This window comes from Halomonas sp. 25-S5, from assembly GCF_029889845.1.
In the GTDB taxonomy this organism is placed as follows: Bacteria; Pseudomonadota; Gammaproteobacteria; order Pseudomonadales; family Halomonadaceae; genus Halomonas.
Genome location: NZ_JARANV010000006.1, coordinates 14,145 through 33,457, shown reverse-complemented (window position 1 = coordinate 33,457; position 19,313 = coordinate 14,145). Strand labels below are relative to the sequence as shown.

21 protein-coding genes are annotated in these 19,313 nt (G+C 69.0%); 16 read left to right on the top strand and 5 right to left on the bottom strand.

Annotated elements, in window-relative coordinates; all coding sequences use genetic code 11:
- Positions 1-136: 136 nt before the first annotated feature.
- A complete protein-coding gene (locus OP498_RS06325) occupies positions 137-931 on the bottom strand; it encodes an inositol monophosphatase family protein (RefSeq protein WP_280552972.1) in 795 nt (264 codons plus the stop codon).
- Between the two features lie 145 nt (positions 932-1,076).
- Between OP498_RS06325 and OP498_RS06320 the strand changes: the two genes are divergently transcribed.
- The 14 genes from OP498_RS06320 to der all read left to right on the top strand — a co-directional run bounded on the left by OP498_RS06320 (position 1,077) and on the right by der (position 14,481).
- Positions 1,077-1,823: an RNA methyltransferase gene (locus OP498_RS06320; protein ID WP_280552971.1), complete on the top strand. Its 747-nt coding sequence runs from the start codon at positions 1,077-1,079 to the stop codon at positions 1,821-1,823.
- Positions 1,824-1,906: 83 nt separating this feature from the next.
- Entirely contained in the window at positions 1,907-2,779 is an 873-nt protein-coding gene (cysE, locus tag OP498_RS06315) for a serine O-acetyltransferase (protein WP_280552970.1), read from the top strand.
- Positions 2,780-2,861: 82 nt separating this feature from the next.
- Positions 2,862-3,329, top strand: a complete 468-nt coding sequence (gene iscR, locus OP498_RS06310) for a Fe-S cluster assembly transcriptional regulator IscR (protein WP_280550244.1) — start codon at positions 2,862-2,864, stop codon at positions 3,327-3,329.
- Between the two features lie 72 nt (positions 3,330-3,401).
- Positions 3,402-4,559, top strand: coding sequence for an IscS subfamily cysteine desulfurase (locus OP498_RS06305; RefSeq protein ID WP_280550246.1), 1,158 nt, complete (start codon positions 3,402-3,404; stop codon positions 4,557-4,559).
- A 25-nt stretch (positions 4,560-4,584) separates the two neighbouring features.
- Positions 4,585-4,911 (top strand): iron-sulfur cluster assembly accessory protein, encoded by a 327-nt coding sequence (locus OP498_RS06300; RefSeq protein ID WP_280550248.1) that lies wholly within the window; start codon positions 4,585-4,587, stop codon positions 4,909-4,911.
- Between the two features lie 188 nt (positions 4,912-5,099).
- Positions 5,100-5,525: a nucleoside-diphosphate kinase gene (ndk, locus tag OP498_RS06295; protein WP_280552969.1), complete on the top strand. Its 426-nt coding sequence runs from the start codon at positions 5,100-5,102 to the stop codon at positions 5,523-5,525.
- 213 nt (positions 5,526-5,738) lie between these two features.
- Complete coding sequence (rlmN, locus tag OP498_RS06290) at positions 5,739-6,866, top strand: 23S rRNA (adenine(2503)-C(2))-methyltransferase RlmN (protein ID WP_280550252.1); 1,128 nt, start codon at positions 5,739-5,741, stop codon at positions 6,864-6,866.
- 123 nt (positions 6,867-6,989) lie between these two features.
- Positions 6,990-7,718, top strand: coding sequence for a type IV pilus biogenesis/stability protein PilW (pilW, locus tag OP498_RS06285; protein WP_280552968.1), 729 nt, complete (start codon positions 6,990-6,992; stop codon positions 7,716-7,718).
- Between the two features lie 48 nt (positions 7,719-7,766).
- Positions 7,767-8,753, top strand: coding sequence for a RodZ domain-containing protein (locus OP498_RS06280; protein WP_280552967.1), 987 nt, complete (start codon positions 7,767-7,769; stop codon positions 8,751-8,753).
- A gap of 10 nt (positions 8,754-8,763) precedes the next feature.
- Positions 8,764-9,879 (top strand): flavodoxin-dependent (E)-4-hydroxy-3-methylbut-2-enyl-diphosphate synthase, encoded by a 1,116-nt coding sequence (gene ispG / locus OP498_RS06275; protein ID WP_280550259.1) that lies wholly within the window; start codon positions 8,764-8,766, stop codon positions 9,877-9,879.
- Between the two features lie 40 nt (positions 9,880-9,919).
- A complete protein-coding gene (gene hisS, locus OP498_RS06270; RefSeq protein WP_280550261.1) occupies positions 9,920-11,248 on the top strand; it encodes a histidine--tRNA ligase in 1,329 nt (442 codons plus the stop codon).
- 28 nt (positions 11,249-11,276) lie between these two features.
- Positions 11,277-11,933 carry a tetratricopeptide repeat protein gene (locus OP498_RS06265; RefSeq protein WP_280550262.1) on the top strand — a complete coding sequence of 219 codons (657 nt, stop codon included), beginning with the start codon at positions 11,277-11,279 and terminating at the stop codon, positions 11,931-11,933.
- Positions 11,930-13,078: an outer membrane protein assembly factor BamB gene (gene bamB, locus OP498_RS06260; RefSeq protein WP_280550263.1), complete on the top strand. Its 1,149-nt coding sequence runs from the start codon at positions 11,930-11,932 to the stop codon at positions 13,076-13,078. The genes OP498_RS06265 and bamB overlap by 4 nt, the downstream gene beginning before the upstream one ends.
- Positions 13,075-14,481 carry a ribosome biogenesis GTPase Der gene (gene der, locus OP498_RS06255; protein ID WP_280550265.1) on the top strand — a complete coding sequence of 469 codons (1,407 nt, stop codon included), beginning with the start codon at positions 13,075-13,077 and terminating at the stop codon, positions 14,479-14,481. Before bamB ends, der begins: the two co-directional genes overlap by 4 nt.
- A gap of 3 nt (positions 14,482-14,484) precedes the next feature.
- On the opposite strand, the gene OP498_RS06250 is transcribed toward der, so the two are convergent.
- The gene (locus OP498_RS06250; protein WP_280550267.1) at positions 14,485-15,351 is read right to left on the bottom strand and encodes an ATP-binding protein; all 867 of its coding nucleotides are present in this window, start codon (positions 15,349-15,351) and stop codon (positions 14,485-14,487) included.
- Positions 15,352-15,471: 120 nt separating this feature from the next.
- Between OP498_RS06250 and OP498_RS06245 the strand changes: the two genes are divergently transcribed.
- Together OP498_RS06245 and OP498_RS06240 are read left to right on the top strand one after the other, a co-directional pair.
- Positions 15,472-16,275 carry a M48 family metallopeptidase gene (locus OP498_RS06245; RefSeq protein ID WP_280550269.1) on the top strand — a complete coding sequence of 268 codons (804 nt, stop codon included), beginning with the start codon at positions 15,472-15,474 and terminating at the stop codon, positions 16,273-16,275.
- Positions 16,276-16,292: 17 nt separating this feature from the next.
- Positions 16,293-16,553 (top strand): hypothetical protein, encoded by a 261-nt coding sequence (locus OP498_RS06240; RefSeq protein WP_280550271.1) that lies wholly within the window; start codon positions 16,293-16,295, stop codon positions 16,551-16,553.
- A gap of 218 nt (positions 16,554-16,771) precedes the next feature.
- Here OP498_RS06240 and aroE read toward each other — a convergent pair whose 3' ends face one another.
- The 3 genes from aroE to OP498_RS06225 all read right to left on the bottom strand — a co-directional run bounded on the left by aroE (position 16,772) and on the right by OP498_RS06225 (position 19,284).
- Positions 16,772-17,584 (bottom strand): shikimate dehydrogenase, encoded by an 813-nt coding sequence (gene aroE, locus OP498_RS06235; RefSeq protein WP_280550277.1) that lies wholly within the window; start codon positions 17,582-17,584, stop codon positions 16,772-16,774.
- Between the two features lie 181 nt (positions 17,585-17,765).
- On the bottom strand, positions 17,766-18,695 hold the full coding sequence (hemF, locus tag OP498_RS06230) for an oxygen-dependent coproporphyrinogen oxidase (protein ID WP_280550278.1): 930 nt from the start codon (positions 18,693-18,695) through the stop codon (positions 17,766-17,768).
- Between the two features lie 31 nt (positions 18,696-18,726).
- On the bottom strand, positions 18,727-19,284 hold the full coding sequence (locus tag OP498_RS06225) for a Sua5/YciO/YrdC/YwlC family protein (RefSeq protein ID WP_280550280.1): 558 nt from the start codon (positions 19,282-19,284) through the stop codon (positions 18,727-18,729).
- Positions 19,285-19,313: the final 29 nt, after the last annotated feature.

Genomic DNA, 19,313 nt, shown 5'->3' with positions numbered 1-19,313 from the left:
TCACGCCGGATGCGCCTCCGGCTTATCTGGCCTACGCGACTGGAAGTACAGAGCCTGAACCGAATCCGCCCCCACAGTCAGACTGCGGGGGCGGATTGGTTTCTTCCAGCTTCCAGCTCAAAGCTTCTGGCTTGAGTTAGAAGTGTGGCTTGAGCTGCTGCACCAGGGCCTTGTAGAGGCGCGGTCCGGCGGCCATCAGGCGCCCCTCGATCTCGACACTGGGCTGGCCGTCGGGCGTGCCCATCAGGGCGCCGCTCTCCTTGAGCAGCAGCGAGCCGACGTGCAGGTCCTGCTCCTCGAGGCCCAGCACGAAGGCGGCGTCAGCGCGCCCCGCCGCCAGCTCGGCGATGTCGAGCAGGCCGCTGCCCGAGGCACGCTGCAGCTCGATCTGCGGGCCGAGTTGCTGCACCAGGGTCAGGTAGGCGGGCAGGAAGCGCGAGCGCAGCCAGGTCTCGGGCAGGCTCATGGCAATGCGGGTGCCGGCCACGGCGGTGTTCTTCGACACACGCAAGCGCTTGCCGTTGAGCTGGGCACCGCGCCCGCGACTGACCAGGTATTCGTCATCGCTGAAGGGACAGATCACCACCGCATGCTCCGGGCGGCCCTTGACGAGACACACCACCGACAGCGCGAAGCCGGGGGAGGCGACGCTGAGGTTGGAGTAGCCGTGAAAGGGTTCGATCTTCCACAGGGTGTCAGCACCCTCGCCCTCACCGGCGCGATGAGGCGTGAAGCGCCCTTCGACGCCGTGCTGGGGGTAGCCGCGGGAGAGCTGACGGACGATCAGCGTCTCGGCGTTGCGGGCGGCATCCTCGAGCAGGCGGTCGAGATTGTGCTCCTGGTGGGAGTTCTCGATTCGCTCGCGGATGCGCAGGAACTGTTCGCCGGCGCTGCGTACCGCACGCAGCGCGAATTGGACCATTGGATGCATGATCGGGCCTTGGGGAGTCGGTGGTGTTAAAGAACGGGTCGGCGCGCATCCTAGCAGAAGCGCGCGGGGCGCGCCATTCGACGCACCGGGCCGGCGTGATAGAATCGCTCGCCTCCGCCTCCACCCAGGATCTACAGGCCCCAACATGCTCGAGCGCATCCGCATCGTCCTGATCGGCACCAGCCACCCCGGCAACATCGGCGGCACCGCCCGCGCCATGCACAACATGGGGCTGTCCGACCTGGCCCTGGTGGCGCCGCGCTGCGAACCGCTCACCGCCGACACCGTCTCGCGCGCCTCGGGGGCCGACCATATCGTCCATGGCGCTCACACGGTGGAGTCCCTGGAACAGGCGGTGGGCGACGCCACCCTGGTCGTCGGGGCCAGCGCCCGCTCGCGCACCCTGCCCTGGCCGATGATCACCCCCCGCGCACTGAGCGACCGGCTCCCGGCGGAGCTGGCCAGCCGCGAGGCGCGCGTCGCGCTGGTCTTCGGCCGCGAGGACAGTGGCCTTTCCAACGCGGAGCTGCAGCGCTGCCATGCCCATGTGCATATCCCCACCAACCCCGACTTCAGCTCCCTGAACCTGGCCGCCGCGGTGCAGGTGCTGGCCTACGAGTGCCGACAGGCCTGGCTGGGACAGCAGGCAACGAGTGGCCCGGCCGAGGCGCCGCCGTCCCAGCCGCTGGCCAGCCACCAGGAGCTCGAGCGCTACTTTGCGCATCTGGAGCGCACCCTGGTCGCCATCGGCTTCCACGACCCGGCCACCCCACGGCAGTTGATGGCCCGGCTGCGCCGCTTCACCCTGCGGGCCCGCCCCGAGCGCCTGGAGCTCAACATCCTGCGCGGCATCCTCACCGCCACCGAGCAGCAGGCCGAGCACCGCGAGTAGATGGCGGACGCGGCTTGAAGCCGGCTCGCCGCGCCCCCAATATGAAGGCTATTCCCATCGCCCTGCCACCCAAGGACCGCTGCATGCTTGAACGTCTGCGCGAGGACATCAACAGCGTATTCGCCCGCGACCCGGCGGCACGCAACTTCCTGGAAGTGCTGACCAACTACCCGGGCCTGCATGCCCTGCTCGTCCACCGCTGCAGCCACTGGCTGTGGCGCAAGAACCTCAAGTGGCTGGCGCGCAGCCTCTCCACCTTCTCGCGCTGGCTCACCGGCATCGAGATCCATCCGGGGGCGACTGTCGGCCGGCGCTTCTTCATCGACCACGGCATGGGCGTGGTGATCGGCGAGACCGCCGAGGTGGGCGACGACGTCACCCTCTATCAGGGCGTGACCCTGGGCGGGACCAGCTGGAACAAGGGCAAGCGCCATCCGACCCTGGAGGACGGCGTGATCGTCGGCGCCGGCGCCAAGATCCTGGGGCCCTTCACGGTGGGCACCGGGGCCAAGATCGGCTCCAACGCGGTGGTCACCAAGGAAGTGCCCGCCGGCGCCACCGTGGTCGGCATCCCCGGCAAGGTCGTGCAGCGCGTCGACCCGGACCAGGCCGAGGAACTGGACGTGGATCCCGCGCGTCGCGAGGCGATGCGCCGCAAGTTCGGCTTCGACGCCTACGGCGTCAGCCAGGACATGCCCGATCCGGTGGCCCGCTCCATCCAGGCGATGCTCGACCACATGCACGCCGTGGACGAGCGCATCGAGCGCATGTGCACGACCCTGCGCAAGGTCGACGCCAGCTACCGCGACGGCCGCCTGCCGGCGCTGCGCGACGAGGACTTCGCCGACATCCTCGCCGACGTCGACAGCTGCTGCCCGCCTCGGGAAACGCCGGACGAGGAGGAACCGCCACAGGGCGAGCGGGAGGCCGCCGCCCCGCGACGGTACAATGGTTGACCGCGATACTCGGTCTTTACCATAATGGCGGATCACGTTCATTGACTGCCGACCCGCGTGTCGGTGCCGAGGTGAGTTCCTCATGCGCCTGACCACCAAGGGACGCTACGCCGTCACCGCCATGCTCGACCTGGCCATGAATGCCGACACCGGCCCCATCTGCCTCGCCGACATCTCGAAGCGCCAGGAGATCTCGCTCTCCTACCTGGAGCAGCTGTTCGCGCGGCTGCGGCGCGCCCGGCTGGTGGACAGCGTGCGTGGCCCGGGCGGCGGCTACCTGCTGGCCCAGCCAGCGGAGGGCATCACCGTGGCCCAGGTCATCGAGGCGGTGAACGAGTCCATGGACACCACCCGCTGCGGCGGCCTCTCGGATTGCCAGCAGGGCGACACCTGCCTGACCCACCACCTGTGGTGCGAGCTCTCCGAGCACATCCACAACTTCCTCCAGGGGATCAGCCTGGCCCAGCTGGCCGGGCGCGGGGAGATCCAGGCCATCGCCAGCCGCCAGCGCGGCCGCTGGGACGACGGCATCCTAGCCTCCACCACCTGAGTTGCCGTCCCTGACCACCACTCCCTCGGCCCGAATCCCTCAGCCCCGATTCCATAGCAGAACAGCGAGCCCATGAGCGCACCCGTCTACCTCGATTATGCCGCCACCACCCCGGTCGACCCGCGGGTCGCGGAGGTCATGAGCCAGTACCTGACGATGGACGGCATCTTCGCCAATCCCGCCTCGCGCAGCCACATGCTCGGCTGGCAGGCGGAACAGGCGGTGGAGAGTGCCCGTCGCCAGGTCGCCGACCTGATCGCCGCCGACCCCCGCGAGATCGTCTGGACCAGCGGCGCCACCGAGGCCGACAACCTGGCGCTGACCGGCTTCATGCGCGCCAACCGCGCCCGTGGACGCCATCTGGTGACCTCGACCATCGAGCACAAGGCAGTGGTCGACACCGCCGCGGCGCTGGAGGACGAGGGCTTCGAGGTGACCTGGCTGACGCCGGCGTGCGACGGGCGGATCAGCCCGGCGCAGCTGCGCGAGGCCATGCGGGACGACACCGTGCTGGTCTCGCTGATGGCGGTGAACAACGAGCTGGGCGTCATCCACGACCTGGCGGCGCTGGCCGAGGTGGCCCATGCCGGCGGCGCGACGTTCCATGTGGATGCCGCCCAGGCGGTGGGCCGCCTCCCGCTGGACGTCGGCCGGCTCGGCATCGACCTGATGTCACTCTCCAGCCACAAGGCCTACGGCCCCAAGGGCATCGGCGCCCTCTACGTGCGCCGCGACCCGGACCTGCGCATCGAGGCGCTGATCCACGGCGGCGGCCACGAGCGCGGCATGCGCTCGGGCACCCTGGCCACCCACCAGATCGCCGGCATGGGCCAGGCCTTCGCCATCGCCGCCGCCGAGGGCGAGGCCGACCAGGCGCGGATCACGGCGCTGCGCGACCGCCTGCTCGAGGGCCTCGGCGATCTCACCGGTATCCACCACAACACCGCGGTCGAGGTGGCGGTCCCCAACATCCTCAACCTGGCCTTCGCGGGGGTGGAGGGCGAGTCGCTGCTGATGGCCCTGCGCGACATCGCGCTGTCCACCGGCTCGGCCTGCAACTCGGCGAGCGTCGAGCCCTCCTATGTCCTGAAGGGCATCGGCGTGCCGCGCCCTCTGGCGCTGGCTTCGCTGCGCTTCAGCTTCGGCCGCTTCACCACCGAGGCCGACATCGATCGCACACTGGATGCCCTGCGACACGCCCTGCACGGGCTGCGTCGCCGGGCGGTCTGACCCTACCACGTTCAGGAGAGAGACCATGGCGCACCTTTCGATCACCACTGCCGCCGCCGAGCAGATCCACCGGGTGCTCGAGGAACGAGGCCACGGCCTTGGCCTGCGGGTCTCGGTCAAGCCCAGCGGCTGCTCCGGCTACAGCTACGTGCTCAACTTCGCCGACGAGGCGGCCAACGACGACGTGACCTTCGAGGAGCACGGCGTGACGGTCTTCGTCGCCCCCGAGGCCCTGGAGATGCTCGATGGCAGCGAGGTCGACTATGTCTCGGAGGGGCTCAACCGCTTCTTCCGTTTCAACAACCCCAACGTCAAGGATGAGTGCGGCTGCGGCGAGAGCTTCAGCGTCTGAACGATTGTTCAACGCCGTCACGGAGCGTTATACTCCGCGCCCAGTCGGCGCACGCCGCCGGACCGATTCATCCGATTCATCCGATTCACCGCGCCGCCCTCTCCCTCGCGGAGCCAGGGGCGGCGCGGCGCTATCCCTCTCAACTTCATCCATCGCCACATCATCCAGCCAACCGGAGACCTGCCCCCATGGCCAACCAGCGCACCCTGTCCATCATCAAGCCCGATGCCGTCGCCCAGAACGTGATCGGCGAGATCGAGAGCCGCTTCGAGAAGGCCGGCTTGAAGATCGTGGCCGCCAAGATGCTCCAGCTCTCCGAGGAGAAGGCCGGTGGCTTCTATGCCGAACACAAGGAGCGCCCCTTCTTCAAGGACCTGGTCGGCTTCATGACCTCCGGGCCGGTGGTCGTGCAGGTCCTCGAAGGCGAGGATGCCGTCGCCACGAACCGTGACCTGATGGGCGCCACCAACCCCAAGGAAGCCGCGCCGGGCACCATCCGTGCCGACTTCGCCGAGACCATCGACGCCAACGCCGTGCATGGCTCTGATTCCCCGGAATCCGCCGAGCGCGAGATTGCGTATTTCTTCGAAGCGAACGAGATCTTCCCGCGCTGAGGAAACACTGATTTATTGCTGCGCTCGATATCTTGGTCGCCGGCGGTGCTCGAAATCCTCACCTAGTACCGCATAGGCTGCGGTTTCTGCGCTCCGGCGGCGACCAACCTCTCTTCGCTCGCGACATAAATCAGAAGTTTCCTTCGGCAGCTCGATCTGCCGAGTGGGGCCCAGCCCCAACATCTCCACTGCCCCACCGACTCGCTGACCGCCATGACCGCTACCACTGCTCCCCGTCTCACCAACCTGCTCGGCATGACCCGCGAGGAGCTGGAAGCCTTCTTCCTCTCCATCGGCGAGAAGAAGTTCCGTGCCGCCCAGGTGTTGAAGTGGATCCACATCGAGGGCTGCGATGACTTCGCGGCCATGACCAACCTCTCCAAGGCGCTTCGCTCACGCCTGGCCGAAGTCGCCGAGATTCGCGGCCCGGGCGTGGTCTACGAGGGCAGCTCCAGCGACGGCACTCGCAAGTGGGTGCTCGAGGTGGAGGACGGCAGCTATGTGGAAACGGTGCTGATTCCCGCCGACAACGGCAAGCGCCGCACCCTGTGCGTCTCCTCCCAGGTCGGCTGCTCGCTGGACTGCAGCTTCTGCTCCACCGGCAAGCAGGGCTTCCAGCGCAACCTCACCGCCGCCGAGATCATCGGCCAGGTGTGGGTGGCGCAGCGCAGCGTGGGCCCGCGCCACGACACCGCCAACCGTCCCGTCACCAACGTGGTGATGATGGGCATGGGCGAGCCGCTGATGAACTATGACAACGTCGTGCCGGCGATGAAGCTGATGCTCGACGACGACGGCTACGGCCTCTCCAAGCGCCGCGTCACGCTCTCCACCTCCGGCGTGGTGCCGATGATCGACAAGCTCGGTGACGAGCTCGACGTGAGCCTGGCCATCTCGTTGCATGCCGCCAACGACGAGCTGCGCAACGAGCTGGTACCGCTCAACCGCAAGTACAACATCCGTACCCTGCTCGACGCCTGCCACCGCTACCTGGCCAAGTGCCACGACACGCGGATGGTGACCATCGAGTACACGGTGATCAAGGACGTCAACGACCAGCAGGAGCACGCCGAGCAGCTCGCCGCCCTGCTCGAGGAGCTGCCGTGCAAGATCAACCTGATCCCGTTCAACCCCTTCCCGCACTCGGGCTACGAGAAGCCGTCGCGCAACCAGGTGGTGCGCTTCCAGCAGTGGCTCTATGAACTGGGCTACACGGCACTGATCCGCACCACCCGCGGCGACGATATCGATGCCGCCTGCGGCCAGCTGGTGGGCCGCGTCAAGGATCGCACCAAGCGCCACGAACGCTATATCCAGTCTATCCAGATCGACGCCGACTGACCGGGGGGCGCCTTGACTTCAACCGGGCTCGGCGCTTTGATGGACGGGCTTTTTTTCACCACCGACCCGCGTGTCGCCAGCCACCCGTGGCCATCGGTTCCGTGCCCACCTGGAGAGGATGCCATGACTCGTCGCCCGCGCATGACCGGGCTGAGGCAGATACCCGCCGCCACCATGCTGCTGGGGTCGCTGTGGCTGGCCGGTTGCGCCACCCAAACCAATCTGCCCGGGGGCGACGGCGACGGGGCCGCCGAGGCCTATACCCGCCTGGGCGTCGCCTACCTCGAGCGCGACAACTTGCCGCGCGCCATGAATGCCCTGGACCGGGCCCTGGAGATCGACCCCGGTGATGCCGAGGCCCTGCAGGCCATGGCCATGGTCCACCAGCGCCAGGGTGAGGCCGAGCTCGCCGACGAGACCTTCCGGCGCGCCGTCGAGGCCGACCCCGCGTTCACCCGGGCACGCAACAACTACGCTGCGTTCCTGTATGATCGTGGCCGCCTCGGTGAGGCCTGCGCGCAGCTCGAGCAGGCCTCCCGCGATACCCAGTACGACAACCGGGCGCAGCTTTTTGCCAACCTGGGGCAGTGCCGGCTCGAGATGGGCGACGTCACCGCCGCCCGCGAAAGCCTGACCCGCGCCCAGGCCATCGCCCCGCGCCGCTCGCGCAGCTACCTGCTGCTGGCCGAACTCGAGTACGCCCAGGGCAACCTCGAGCGCGCCGAACAACAGCTCGAGACCTACATGCGCCTGGCAGGCCCGCGAGCCGAGGCCCTGCGCCTGGCCCGCGACATCGCCCGAGATCGCGGCGACCCGGCCACCGCCAGCTTCTATGCCGACCAGCTGGAGTGACCCCGTGTCGGGCCCTGACCACCGTTTACTGACGAAGGATGCTCAGCCATGAGCGACATTCACACCGATGATGCCGCCGAGACCGTGCCACGCCAGGCCTCTCCGGGGGAGATGCTGCGTCGCGAGCGCGAGGCCCAGGGCCTCGATCGCGAGGAGGTCGCCGCCGCCCTGAACCTGCGCCCGGCGGTGATCCAGGGACTGGAGGGCGACAGCTACGAGGAAGTGCCGGTGGCCGCCTATCGCCGCGGCTACCTGCGCAGCTATGCCCACCTGCTCGGCATCGACGACCGCCCCGTGCTCGAGGCCTACAAGGCACGCTTCGCCAGCCAGGAGACCGAACACCGCATCACCCCGGTCCAGGTCACCCGGCCGCCCTCGCGCCTCGCCGCCTGGCTATTCCGCCTGGTCACCCTGCTGGTCATCGCCGGCCTGATCGGCCTGACGCTGATGTGGTGGCAGAGCCGCGGCGGCAGCCAGCCGCCCGCCCCCGGCGACAGCGGGCCGGTGTCGGTGGACAGCCTGGATGGCAGTACCACCATCACCGAGGACGGCGGCAGCGGCGACGCCTCCCTGCCGCCGCTGCCTGAGGAGGAGAGCGACCTTGGCCTGGTCGAGGACGCGCCGGACGCGGCCGAGCCACAGGCGCCGGCCGAGCCGGCGCCTGTCACGGACGAGACCACAACCGACGGCACGTCCGCCAGCGACGGTGAGACGGCCGCGGTGGCCGAGCCCGACGCGGTGGCCGAGGCCGCTCCCGAGGCCGAGAGCCCCGCCGAGGCCGCGGCCGGCGATACGCGGGTGCTAGAGCTGACCTTCAACGAGCAGTCCTGGACCGAGATCTTCGACGCCAGCAACCAGCGGGTCTTCGTCGGCCTCCAGGAACCCGGCACCACGGCACGCGTCGAAGGCGAACCGCCGTTCCGCCTGACCGTGGGCAACGCCACCGGCGTCGAGCTGGTGTGGGGCGGCAAGCCGGTGGACCTGCGAGCCCGCGCCGGGGCCAACAACGTCGCCCGCTTCACCCTGGGAGAATGAGTCCGTCGCCATGCACGCACAATCCCCCATCATTCGTCGCACGTCACGCCAGATCCATGTCGGCAAGGTACCGGTCGGGGGCGATGCCCCCATCTCCGTGCAGAGCATGACCAACACCGACACCCTGGACGTGGCCGCCACCGTGGCGCAGATCCGTCAGCTCGAGGCCGCCGGCGCCGACATCGTGCGCGTCTCTGTGCCCGACATGGACGCCGCCGAGGCGTTCGGGCGCATCAAGCGCGAGGTCGAGGTGCCGCTGGTCGCCGATATCCACTTCGACTACAAGATCGCCCTGCGCGTCGCCGAGCTCGGCGTCGACTGCCTGCGTATCAACCCCGGCAATATCGGCAAGGAGGAGCGCGTGCGCGCCGTGGTCAGCGCCGCGCGTGACAATGGCATCCCGATCCGCATCGGCGTCAACGCCGGCTCGCTGGAGAAGGACCTGCAGAAGAAGTACGGCGAGCCCACCCCCGCCGCCCTGGTCGAGTCGGCGATGCGCCATATCGACCACCTGGATCGCCTCGACTTCCCCGACTTCAAGGTCAGCGTCAAGGCCTCCGACGTCTTCATGGCCGTGGCCGCCTACCGCGACCTGGCCACGCGCATCGAGCAGCCGCTGCATCTGGGCATCACCGAGGCCGGCGGGTTGCGCTCGGGGACCGTCAAGTCCTCCATTGGCCTGGGCATGCTGCTGATGGACGGCATCGGCGACACCATCCGCGTGTCGCTGGCCGCCGACCCGGTCGAGGAGATCAAGGTCGGGTTCGACATGCTCAAGAGCCTGCGCCTGCGCAGCAAGGGCATCAACTTCATCGCCTGCCCCAGCTGCTCGCGCCAGAACTTCGACGTCATCGGCACCATGAACGCCCTGGAAGAGCGCCTCGAGGACGTCATGACCCCGCTGGACGTCTCGGTCATCGGCTGCGTGGTCAACGGCCCCGGCGAGGCCAAGGAAGTCGATATCGGCCTGACTGGCGGCAGCCCCGCCAACCTCGTCTACCTCGACGGCAAGCCGGCCAGCAAGCTGCGCAACGACCACCTGGTGGATGACCTGGAGCGGCTGATCCGCGACAAGGTGCGTGAGAAGCAGCAGGCCGAACAGGATGTCATCGCCCGGGACGCCTGACCCCCTGGGTGGCGTCCGGCGAGCAGACAAGGAGCAAGCATTGAGCACGTCCCAAGCGAGTCACAAAGAGCCAAGCAAGAAGAAGATCCAGGCCATCCGTGGCATGAACGACCTGCTGCCGGAACAGTCGGCGCTGTGGCAGTACGTCGAGGGCCAGGTCCAGGCGCTGATGCGGCGCTATGGCTACGCCGAGATCCGCACGCCCATCGTCGAGCAGACTGCGCTCTTCAAGCGCTCCATCGGCGAGGTCACCGACATCGTCGAGAAGGAGATGTACACCTTCGACGACCGCAACGGCGACAGCCTGACCCTGCGCCCCGAAGGCACGGCGAGCTGCGTGCGCGCCGCCATGGAGCACGGCCTGCTGCACAATCAGACCCAGCGCCTCTGGTACCAGGGCCCCATGTTCCGCCATGAGCGTCCCCAGAAGGGCCGCTACCGCCAGTTCCACCAGGTCGGCGTGGAGGCCTTCGGCCTGGAGGGGCCGGACATCGATGCCGAGACGATCTTGCTCTCGGCCCGCCTGTGGAAGGCGCTGGGGCTGTACCAGCACGTCACCCTGGAGCTCAACTCGCTGGGCTCCGCCGAGGCCCGTGCCGCCTACCGCGACACCCTGGTGGCCTACTTCGAGCAGCATCACGCCCTGCTCGACGAGGACTCCCGCCGGCGCCTGACCAGCAACCCGATGCGCATCCTCGACTCCAAGAATCCGGCGATGGCCGAGATGCTCGAGGGCGCGCCCAAGCTGATGGACCACCTGGACGACGCCTCCCGCGCGCACTTCGAGCGGCTCTGCGCGCTGCTCGACGCCGCCGGCATCGGCTACGTGATCAACCCGCGGCTGGTGCGCGGCCTGGACTACTACGGCCGCACCGTCTTCGAGTGGACCACCACGGCGCTGGGCAGCCAAGGCACGGTGTGCGCCGGCGGCCGCTACGACGGCCTGGTCGAGCAGCTCGGCGGCAAGCCGACCCCGGCGGTGGGCTTCGCCATGGGCATCGAGCGGCTGGTGCTGCTGCTCGACACCCTGGCGCTGGTGCCCGACACCGCCCGCGACGAGCTGGACGTCTACCTGCTGCCCATGGACGAGGCGGCCACCGCCGCCACCCTGCTGCTCGGCGAGCGCCTGCGCGAGGCGCTGCCCGAGCTGCGCCTGCAGCTGCACTGCGGCGGTGGCAGCTTCAAGAGTCGCATCAAGAAGGCCGACCGCAGCGGCGCCCGCCTGGCCCTGCTGCTCGGCGAGGACGAGCTGGCCGAGGGCAGCGTGACCCTGAAGTTCCTGCGCGAGGCGCGCGAGCAGCAGCGCCTCCCCCAGGCAGCGCTCGCCGAGACCCTGACATCCCTGCTGGAAGGCGAATCCTTCGCCTGACGGACACCTGCATCAGAGGAGACCGCCCGTGGCGGAGCTGAGAACCGAGGAAGAACAGCTTGAGGCCATCAAGCGCTGGTGGAAGGAGAACGGCACCTCGCTGATCGCCGGCGTGGTCATCGCCGCGGCCGGCGTGTTCGGCTGGAACGCCTGGCAGGACTATCAGGCGGGCAAGGCCGAGGCCGCCTCCCTGCGCTACCAGCAGCTGCTTGACCTCAGCGGCCAGGACGACCTGGACGACGATGCACGACAGCGTGCCGCCGAGCTGGTCGGCGAGATCACCGACGAGCACGGCAAGACCCTCTACGCCGATCTGGCGCGGCTGCTCGACGCCCGCCTGGCCATCGATGCGGGTGACCGGGAACGGGCCCGGGCCGCCCTCGAGACGGTGGTCGAGGGCAGCGAACGCGACTACCTCGAAGGGTTGGCGCGCCTGCGCCTGGCCCGCCTGCAACTCGCCGAGGGCAGTGCCGAGACGGCCTTGACCACCCTGGAGGGCGTGCCCGAGACCCTAGCGGCCCAGCGCGCCGAGATACGCGGCGATGCCCAGCATGCCCTGGGGCGCGCCGACCGGGCCCGTGAGGCCTGGCGCGAGGCCCTGACGCTCGCCGAGCAACGTGACCAGCCGCTGTACGGCGTCCAGCTCAAGCTGGACGATCTCGGCGCCGAGGAGGCCACCCTATGAGACCGACCCTGCTGATTGCCGCCACCGCGGCCCTGGCCCTGCTGGCCGGCTGTGCCGGCAAGACCGAGCCCGAGTACGCCCCGCGGGAGCTCACCTCTCTGAATGCCACCACCGAGCTGGAGACCCTGTGGCGCGAGCGCGTCGGCAAGGGGCTGGGCGACGCCGGCTACCCGGTGGCGCCGGCCCAGGACGGTGACACCCTGTTCGCCGCCGACGGCCGTGGCCTGGTGGCGGCCCTGGATGCCGACACCGGCAAGACCCGCTGGGAGGTCGAGCTCGACACACCGGTCTCCAGCGGCCTGACCGCGATGACCGGCAGTCTCTTCCTGGCCACCCGCAACGGCGAGGTGCTGTCCCTGGACCAGGCCGACGGCGAGATCCAGTGGCGCGCGCGGGTCACCAGCGAAGTGCTGGCCGCGCCCCAGGCCAACCAGCAGCTGCTGGTGGTCCAGGCCGTCGATGGCCGCGTCACTGCCCTGGACCGCCAGAGCGGCGACGAACGCTGGGTCTACAGCGGCCCGCGCCCCTCGCTGACCCTGCGCGGCACCGGCACCCCCACGGTGATCGACCCGGTCACCTTTGCCGGCTTCGCCAATGGCCGCCTGGTGACGCTGGACAATCGCAGCGGCCTGCCGCTCTGGGAGCGTCGCATCGCCATTCCCCAGGGGCGCAGCGAGATCGACCGCCTGGTCGACCTGGCCGGCCAGCCGGTCCTCACCCAGGACGGCCGGCTGTTCGTGACCAGCTACAACGGCCGCCTGGCCGCCCTCGACGCCCCCTCCGGCGAGGTGCAGTGGTCACGGGAGCTCTCCAGCTACCACACCCCGATCCTGGTGGGGGACTTCCTGTTCGTGGTCGACGAGGCCAGCCACGTGATCGCCGTGGATGCCGGGTCCGGCAACGAGATCTGGCGCAACGAGGCGCTCGAGGGACGCTCGCTCACCGCGCCGGCCTACGCCACTGACCACCTGGTGGTGGGCGACGCCGAGGGCTATCTGCACCTGATCGATGCTCGCGAGGGCAAGATCGTCGGCCGCGCCCACGTCGACGGCTCCGGTATCAGCGTGCGCCCGCTCACCGACCGCCGGCGCATCTATGCGCTGGCCAACGACGGCACCCTGGACGCCATGGAGCTTCGTCCATGACGCCGGTGATCGCCCTGGTCGGCCGCCCCAACGTCGGCAAGTCGACGCTGTTCAACCGCCTGACTCGCTCGCGGGACGCCCTGGTGGCGGATTTCCCGGGGCTGACCCGCGACCGCAAGTACGGCAACGGCATGCTCGGCGACAAGGCCTACACCGTGATCGATACCGGCGGCATCAGCGGTGACGAGGAGGGCATCAATGCGGCCATGGCCGAACAGTCGCTGGTGGCCATCGACGAGGCCGACATCGTGCTGTTCCTGGTCGACGCCCGCGCCGGCCTCAACGTCGCCGACGAGGCCATCGCCAACCACCTGCGGGTCAACCAGAAGAAGACCTGGTTGGTGGTCAACAAGGTCGACGGCCTGGAAGAGCACAGCGCCATGGCCGACTTCTGGCAACTGGGGCTAGGCGACCCGCACCCCATCGCCGCGGCCCACGGCCGCAACGTCACCAGCCTCATCGAGGTGGTGCTCGAACCCTTCCCCGCGCGCGACGAGAGCATCCCCGCCGACACCGGCACCAAGGGTATCCGGATCGGCGTCATCGGGCGCCCCAATGTCGGCAAGTCGACCCTGGTCAACCGCCTGCTCGGCGAGGAGCGGGTGGTGGTCTTCGATGAGGCCGGCACGACCCGCGACGCCATCGAGATCCCCTTCGAGCGCCGCGGCAAGCCCTATGTCCTGGTGGATACCGCGGGAGTGCGCCGCCGCAAGAACGTCAGCGAGATCGCCGAGAAGTTCTCGATCATCAAGACCCTCGAGGCCATCAAGGAGTGCCACGTCGCCGTGGTGGTGCTCGATGCCCGCACCGGACTGGTGGAACAGGACCTGCACCTGCTCGACTATGTGCTGACCAGCGGGCGCGCCCTGGTGCTGGCGGTGAACAAGTGGGATGGCCTGGAGCACGAGGCCAAGGAGACGATGCGCAGCGAGATCAAGCGCCGCCTGGGCTTTGCCGACTACGCCGAGATGCACTTCATCTCGGCACTGCACGGCACCGGCGTCGGTGACCTCTACCCATCCATCGAACGAGCCTTCGCCTCGGCCAACAGCCACTGGTCGACCAACCGCCTGACCTCCATCCTCCAGGACGCCGTTACCCAGCACCAGCCGCCCCTGGTCCAGGGGCGGCGCATCAAGCTGCGCATGGCCCACCAGGGCGGCAGCAATCCGCCGATCATCGTGGTCCACGGCAACCAGACCGGCTCGCTGCCAGAGGCCTACAAGCGCTACCTGACCAACACCTTCCGCAAGGTGCTCAAGGTGCGCGGCACCCCCATGCGCTTCGAGTTCCGCTCGGGCAAGAACCCCTTCGACAACATGGCCGATGCCAGCGACCGGGAAAAGGCCAAGAAGCGTGAACTGGGACGCACCAAGGAGGCACGCAACAGCCGCCGCCGCTGACAGCTACTTCCCGTGCAGGCGCCGGCGGCCCACCCACTGGGTGGCAAACTGCCAGGCACCTCGACCGCTTCGCCCGCCGCGCAGGGTGGCGAAGCGGATCGCCTCGGCCCGCGCGTCGGCGTTCCAGTCCTCGCGACGGCCCAGCTGAGTGACCCAGTGACAGCAGGCCTCCAGGTAGACATCCTGGCTGAAGGGGTGGAAGCCCAGCCACAGGCCGAAGCGGTCGGAAAGCGAGATCTTCTCCTCCACGGCATCGCCATGGTGGAGCTCGTCGCCCACCAGCCGCGAGCCCTCGTTGTCGCTCATCGACTCGGGCAGCAGGTGGCGGCGGTTGGAGGTGGCGTAGAGCAGCACATTGGGCGGCGGTCCGGTCAGGGCCCCGTCCAGCACGCTCTTCAGCGCCTTGTAGGCATCGTCGTGCCCCTCGAAGGAGAGATCATCGCAGTAGACGACGAAGCGCTGGCGCTGGTGGCGCAGCTGCTCCACCAGCATCGGCAGCGCCGAGAGGTCATGGCGGTCCACCTGCACCAGACGCAACCCCTCGCCGGACAGGCTATTGAGCAGGGCGCGGATCAGCGACGACTTGCCGCTGCCGCGCGAGCCCCACAGCAGGGCGTGGTTGGCCGGATGGCCCTGCAGGAAGGCGCGGGTGTTGTCGACCAGCGCCAGCTTCTGGCGTTCGATGCCCAGCAGGTCGTCGAGCGCCAGGGCGTCCCGGGGCGGGACCGGCAGCAACCGGCCTCCCAGGGCATGGCGCTGCCAGAGGGCGGCGACGTCCCGCGCCCAGTCCACCTCCACCGGGGGTGGCGGCAGCCAGTGTTCGACGTGATCCAGCAGCTTGAGCAAACGACGCGATAACTCGGCGTCCATGGCGGCTTCCTCCCGGTGTGCATATTTCGCGGTTGACCTGACCGGCGTTCGGGGTATCTTGTGGCGAACCTCGACGCCCCGTCCAGAGTCTCACTGATCTGGCATCGACAGGAGCTCTCCATGCGTTGGACCCATTTGCTTGCCGTTGGCGCCCTGAGCGTCAGCCTCGCCGCCTGCACCACCTCGCCCACCGGGCGCTCGCAGCTCACCCTGATGTCCGACGAGCAGCTCGACCAGATGGGGGCCCAGGCCTTCGCCCAGTACCAGCAGGAGCTGCCGACGGTCGGCGGCGCGCCGCTGCGCTACGTGCAGTGCGTGACCGAGGCCGTGGTCCGCGCCCTGCCCCAGCAGGAACGCAACCAGAGCTGGCAGGTCAAGGTCTTCGAGTCCGAGCAGGCCAACGCCTTCGCCCTCCCCGGCGGCTACGTGGGCATCAACACCGGCCTGCTCCAGGTCGCCCGCAACCAGGACCAGCTCGCCGCGGTGATCGGCCACGAGATCGCCCACGTGCTGGCCCGCCATGCCAACGAGCGCGCCTCTACCCAGACAGCCACCCAGCTCGGCCTGTCGGTGATCTCCTCCGCTTCCGGCATGCAGGGCGCCGGCGGCGAGACCATGATGGCGGCGCTGGGCATGGGCGCCCAGTACGGCATCCTGCTGCCCTTCTCGCGGCGCCACGAGAGCGAGGCCGACACCCTGGGCCTGACCCTGATGGCCGACGCCGGCTTCGACCCGCGGGAAAGCGTTTCCCTGTGGGACAACATGGGGGCCGCCGGAGGCGGCGCCCGGCCACCGGCCTGGATGTCCACCCACCCCAGCCACGGCCAGCGCATCGGCGGCCTGGAAGCGGCCATGGGCGACGCCATGGCCCGCTACCAACAAGCCCGCAACGCCGGCCGCACGCCCCACTGCCCGCGCCCCTGAAGAAAGGTTTGTCGTGCATGCTGAAGATCGGATTGCTGCTGCTGGTACTACCCATCCTGATGCTGATGGGCGCCTACTTCATCGAACTGAGTGAGGTGCGCGACTGCCTGCTCGTTCAGGAGGGGCACTGGGATTATCGCGCGGGCGTCTGCCGCGACACCGCCCAGCCCTTCGTGCCCTGGATCGACCGCCACCCCTGGCTGGTCAACGGCGGCATGCTGACCTCGGTGGCCGGTGTGGCGCTGTGCATGGTGGGGCTTTACGTCAAGAGACGCTGACGGCGCCCTGGCAGTCGATCGCTCTTTATTAAGGTTCCTCGCAGATTAGCGTGACGATGCTTACGGCAAGATATCGGCTTGCCGCCCCAACCCCGTAGGGCCGGTAAGCGCCAGCGCACCGGGCGGATCCACGAGGCGGTGCTAGCCTCTTCGCCCGATGCGCCTCCGGCTTATCGGGCCTACATGAGAACCGAGTGTTTTCATGCGATGAACCTTTATTAAAGCGCCCGCCTGAGCCTCTCCAGCACCGGGCCGGTATCGGGGCGACTGCCACGCCACTGGAAGAAGGACTCCGCCGCTTGTTCCAGCAGCATGCCCAGGCCATCCACGGTCTTGGCGCCGCGCTCGGCGGCCCAGCGCAGGAAGACCGTGGGCGCGGCGCCGTACATCATGTCGTGGGCGGTGGCGCCCGGCGCGAAGAGCGCGTCGGGCAGCGGCGGCAGGTCACCGGCGAGGCTCGCGCTGGTGCCGTTGATCACCAGGTCGAAGGGGCCCGCCACGGCGTCGAAGCCGCCGCCGGCGATCTCGCCCAGGTCGCGGAAGTCGGCGGCCAGCGCCTCGGCCTTGGCCGCCGTGCGGTTGGCCACCAGCAGGCTCGCCGGCCCCTCCGCCAGCAGCGGCTCCAGCACACCGCGCACCGCGCCCCCGGCACCCAGCACCAGGATCCGTGCCCCAGCCAGTTCCACGCCATGGCGCTTGAGATCGCGCACCAGGCCGACCCCGTCAGTGGTATCGCCGTATGTCAGACCGTTGCCCCCCAGGATCAGGGTGTTGACCGCCCCGGCCCGACGGGCGCGCTCGCTGAGCGTGTCGCAGAGGCGGAAGGCCGCCTCCTTGAAGGGCACGGTGACGTTGGCCCCACGGCCGCCCTCGGCCACGAAGCGCCGCCAGGCGCCGGCGAAGTCGTCCAGCGGCGCCTCGATGGCGGTGTACTCGATATCGTCCCCGGTCTGCGCGGCGAAGGCGGCGTGGATGACCGGCGACTTCGAATGGCCGACCGGGTGGCCGAAGACGCAGTAGCGATCGGTCATGGTATTTTTTCTCCTTCAGAGCCATCGCGGATAGCTGTATTTTGCGGGGCTGATCCGGTGACAGGTCGTAGAGGAGGTCCTACGCCAGGGATGGCGTCGGTAGCGTACAAGGATGTATTCACAGCGCCCCCTCGGTGGTCCGACACTTCGGGACCTGTCACCGGCGCCCCTTTTCTGTCCCTCAACGATGGCCCCCATCGGTTTCTCCCAGCCAGTCGCGGGGACGCAGATAGTCGTGGTAGAGGGCCTCCTCGGGGCTGCCCGGCTCGGGGTGCCAGTCGTATTCCCAGCGCGCCAGGGGCGGCATCGACATCAGGATCGATTCGCTGCGCCCGCCGCTCTGCAGCCCGAACAGGGTGCCGCGGTCCCACACCAGATTGAACTCCACGTAGCGCCCGCGACGATAGAGTTGGAAGTCGCGCTCGCGCTCTCCGTAGGGCGTGTCGCGACGGCGCCGCACGATGGGCAGGTAGGCATCGAGGAAGGCGTCGCCCACGGCGCGCTGGAAGGCAAAGCACTGTGCGAAACCGCCTTCGTTGAGGTCGTCGAAGAAGAGTCCGCCGACGCCGCGGGTCTCGTCGCGATGCTTCAGATAGAAGTAGTCGTCGCACCACGCCTTGTAGCGCGGATAGACCTCGTCGCCGAAGGGGGCGCAGGCGTCGCGCGCCACCCGGTGCCAGTGCACCACGTCCTCATGCACCGGGTAATAGGGCGTCAGGTCGAAGCCGCCGCCAAACCACCAGACGGGGGCTTCGCCCGCCTTCTCGGCGATGAGGAAGCGCACGTTGCCGTGGCTGGTGGGCACATGGGGGTTCGCCGGGTGCAGCACCCAGGAGACCCCCAGCGCATGGAAGCTGCGCCCGACGAGCTCCGGGCGCGCCGCGGTGGCCGAGGGCGGCAGGCGTTCGCCGAACACATGGGAGAAGTTCACGCCGCCCTTCTCGAAGAGCTGGCCCCGCTCGATTACACGGGAGCGGCCGCCGCCGCCCTCATCACGCTGCCAGCTATCCTCGCGGAAGCTACCGCCATCCTCGGCGGCCAGGGCCGTGCAGAGGCGCTCCTGGAGGTCGAGCAGGTAGGTCTTGACGTCATCGAGATGGGCGTGGGCCAACGGTGCCTCCAGGGGCAAAATCGGGGAGGGTTCAGGAACGCAGTAACCGGCCGGTGACCAGGTCGCGGATGGTACTGGGACGTTCGAGGCCGCCCAACGGGGCGTCCAGGACGGCATCGAGCTCAGCGCCGAAGGCCGCCCGGACCTGCTCGGCACGCATCGCCGGCGGTTCGCCGGCCCGGTTGGCCGAGGTCGAGACCAGCGGGCCGCCGAAGGCCTCGCACAGCGCCACGACCAGCGGATGGGCGCTGACGCGCAGTGCCACCCGGTCATGGTCGCCGCGCACCAGGGCGCGGGAGCGGCCGTTGTCGGGCACCAGCCAGGTCATAGGTCCCGGCCAGCTCGCCACCAGCGGCGCATGCAGCTCGATGGGCAGCCCCTCGAGCCAGGGCGCGAACTGGCCGATGCTCGCCGCCACCAGGATCACGCCCTTGGCCGGGTCGCGCGCCTTGAGGCGCAGCAGGCGGGCCAGGGCCTGCTCGTCGTCGGGGTCGCACCCCAGCCCCCAGACGGCCTCGGTGGGGTAGGCGATCACGCCTCCCGCACGCAGGGCCACGACAGCCTCCTCAAGAGCGCTGGCCTCGATCATGGGTCTCCTCGCCTTGCCTCGACATGCCG

Excerpts from the sequence above, each read along its gene's own strand:
- OP498_RS06325 (WP_280552972.1), bottom strand. The coding sequence starts at position 931 with ATGCATCCAATGGTCCAATTCGCGCTGCGTGCGGTACGCAGCGCCGGC.
- OP498_RS06320 (WP_280552971.1), top strand. The coding sequence starts at position 1,077 with ATGCTCGAGCGCATCCGCATCGTCCTGATCGGCACCAGCCACCCCGGC.
- cysE (WP_280552970.1), top strand. The coding sequence starts at position 1,907 with ATGCTTGAACGTCTGCGCGAGGACATCAACAGCGTATTCGCCCGCGAC.
- iscR (WP_280550244.1), top strand. The coding sequence starts at position 2,862 with ATGCGCCTGACCACCAAGGGACGCTACGCCGTCACCGCCATGCTCGAC.
- OP498_RS06305 (WP_280550246.1), top strand. The coding sequence starts at position 3,402 with ATGAGCGCACCCGTCTACCTCGATTATGCCGCCACCACCCCGGTCGAC.
- OP498_RS06300 (WP_280550248.1), top strand. The coding sequence starts at position 4,585 with ATGGCGCACCTTTCGATCACCACTGCCGCCGCCGAGCAGATCCACCGG.
- ndk (WP_280552969.1), top strand. The coding sequence starts at position 5,100 with ATGGCCAACCAGCGCACCCTGTCCATCATCAAGCCCGATGCCGTCGCC.
- rlmN (WP_280550252.1), top strand. The coding sequence starts at position 5,739 with ATGACCGCTACCACTGCTCCCCGTCTCACCAACCTGCTCGGCATGACC.
- pilW (WP_280552968.1), top strand. The coding sequence starts at position 6,990 with ATGACTCGTCGCCCGCGCATGACCGGGCTGAGGCAGATACCCGCCGCC.
- OP498_RS06280 (WP_280552967.1), top strand. The coding sequence starts at position 7,767 with ATGAGCGACATTCACACCGATGATGCCGCCGAGACCGTGCCACGCCAG.
- ispG (WP_280550259.1), top strand. The coding sequence starts at position 8,764 with ATGCACGCACAATCCCCCATCATTCGTCGCACGTCACGCCAGATCCAT.
- bamB (WP_280550263.1), top strand. The coding sequence starts at position 11,930 with ATGAGACCGACCCTGCTGATTGCCGCCACCGCGGCCCTGGCCCTGCTG.
- der (WP_280550265.1), top strand. The coding sequence starts at position 13,075 with ATGACGCCGGTGATCGCCCTGGTCGGCCGCCCCAACGTCGGCAAGTCG.
- OP498_RS06250 (WP_280550267.1), bottom strand. The coding sequence starts at position 15,351 with ATGGACGCCGAGTTATCGCGTCGTTTGCTCAAGCTGCTGGATCACGTC.
- OP498_RS06245 (WP_280550269.1), top strand. The coding sequence starts at position 15,472 with ATGCGTTGGACCCATTTGCTTGCCGTTGGCGCCCTGAGCGTCAGCCTC.
- OP498_RS06240 (WP_280550271.1), top strand. The coding sequence starts at position 16,293 with ATGCTGAAGATCGGATTGCTGCTGCTGGTACTACCCATCCTGATGCTG.
- aroE (WP_280550277.1), bottom strand. The coding sequence starts at position 17,584 with ATGACCGATCGCTACTGCGTCTTCGGCCACCCGGTCGGCCATTCGAAG.
- OP498_RS06225 (WP_280550280.1), bottom strand. The coding sequence starts at position 19,284 with ATGATCGAGGCCAGCGCTCTTGAGGAGGCTGTCGTGGCCCTGCGTGCG.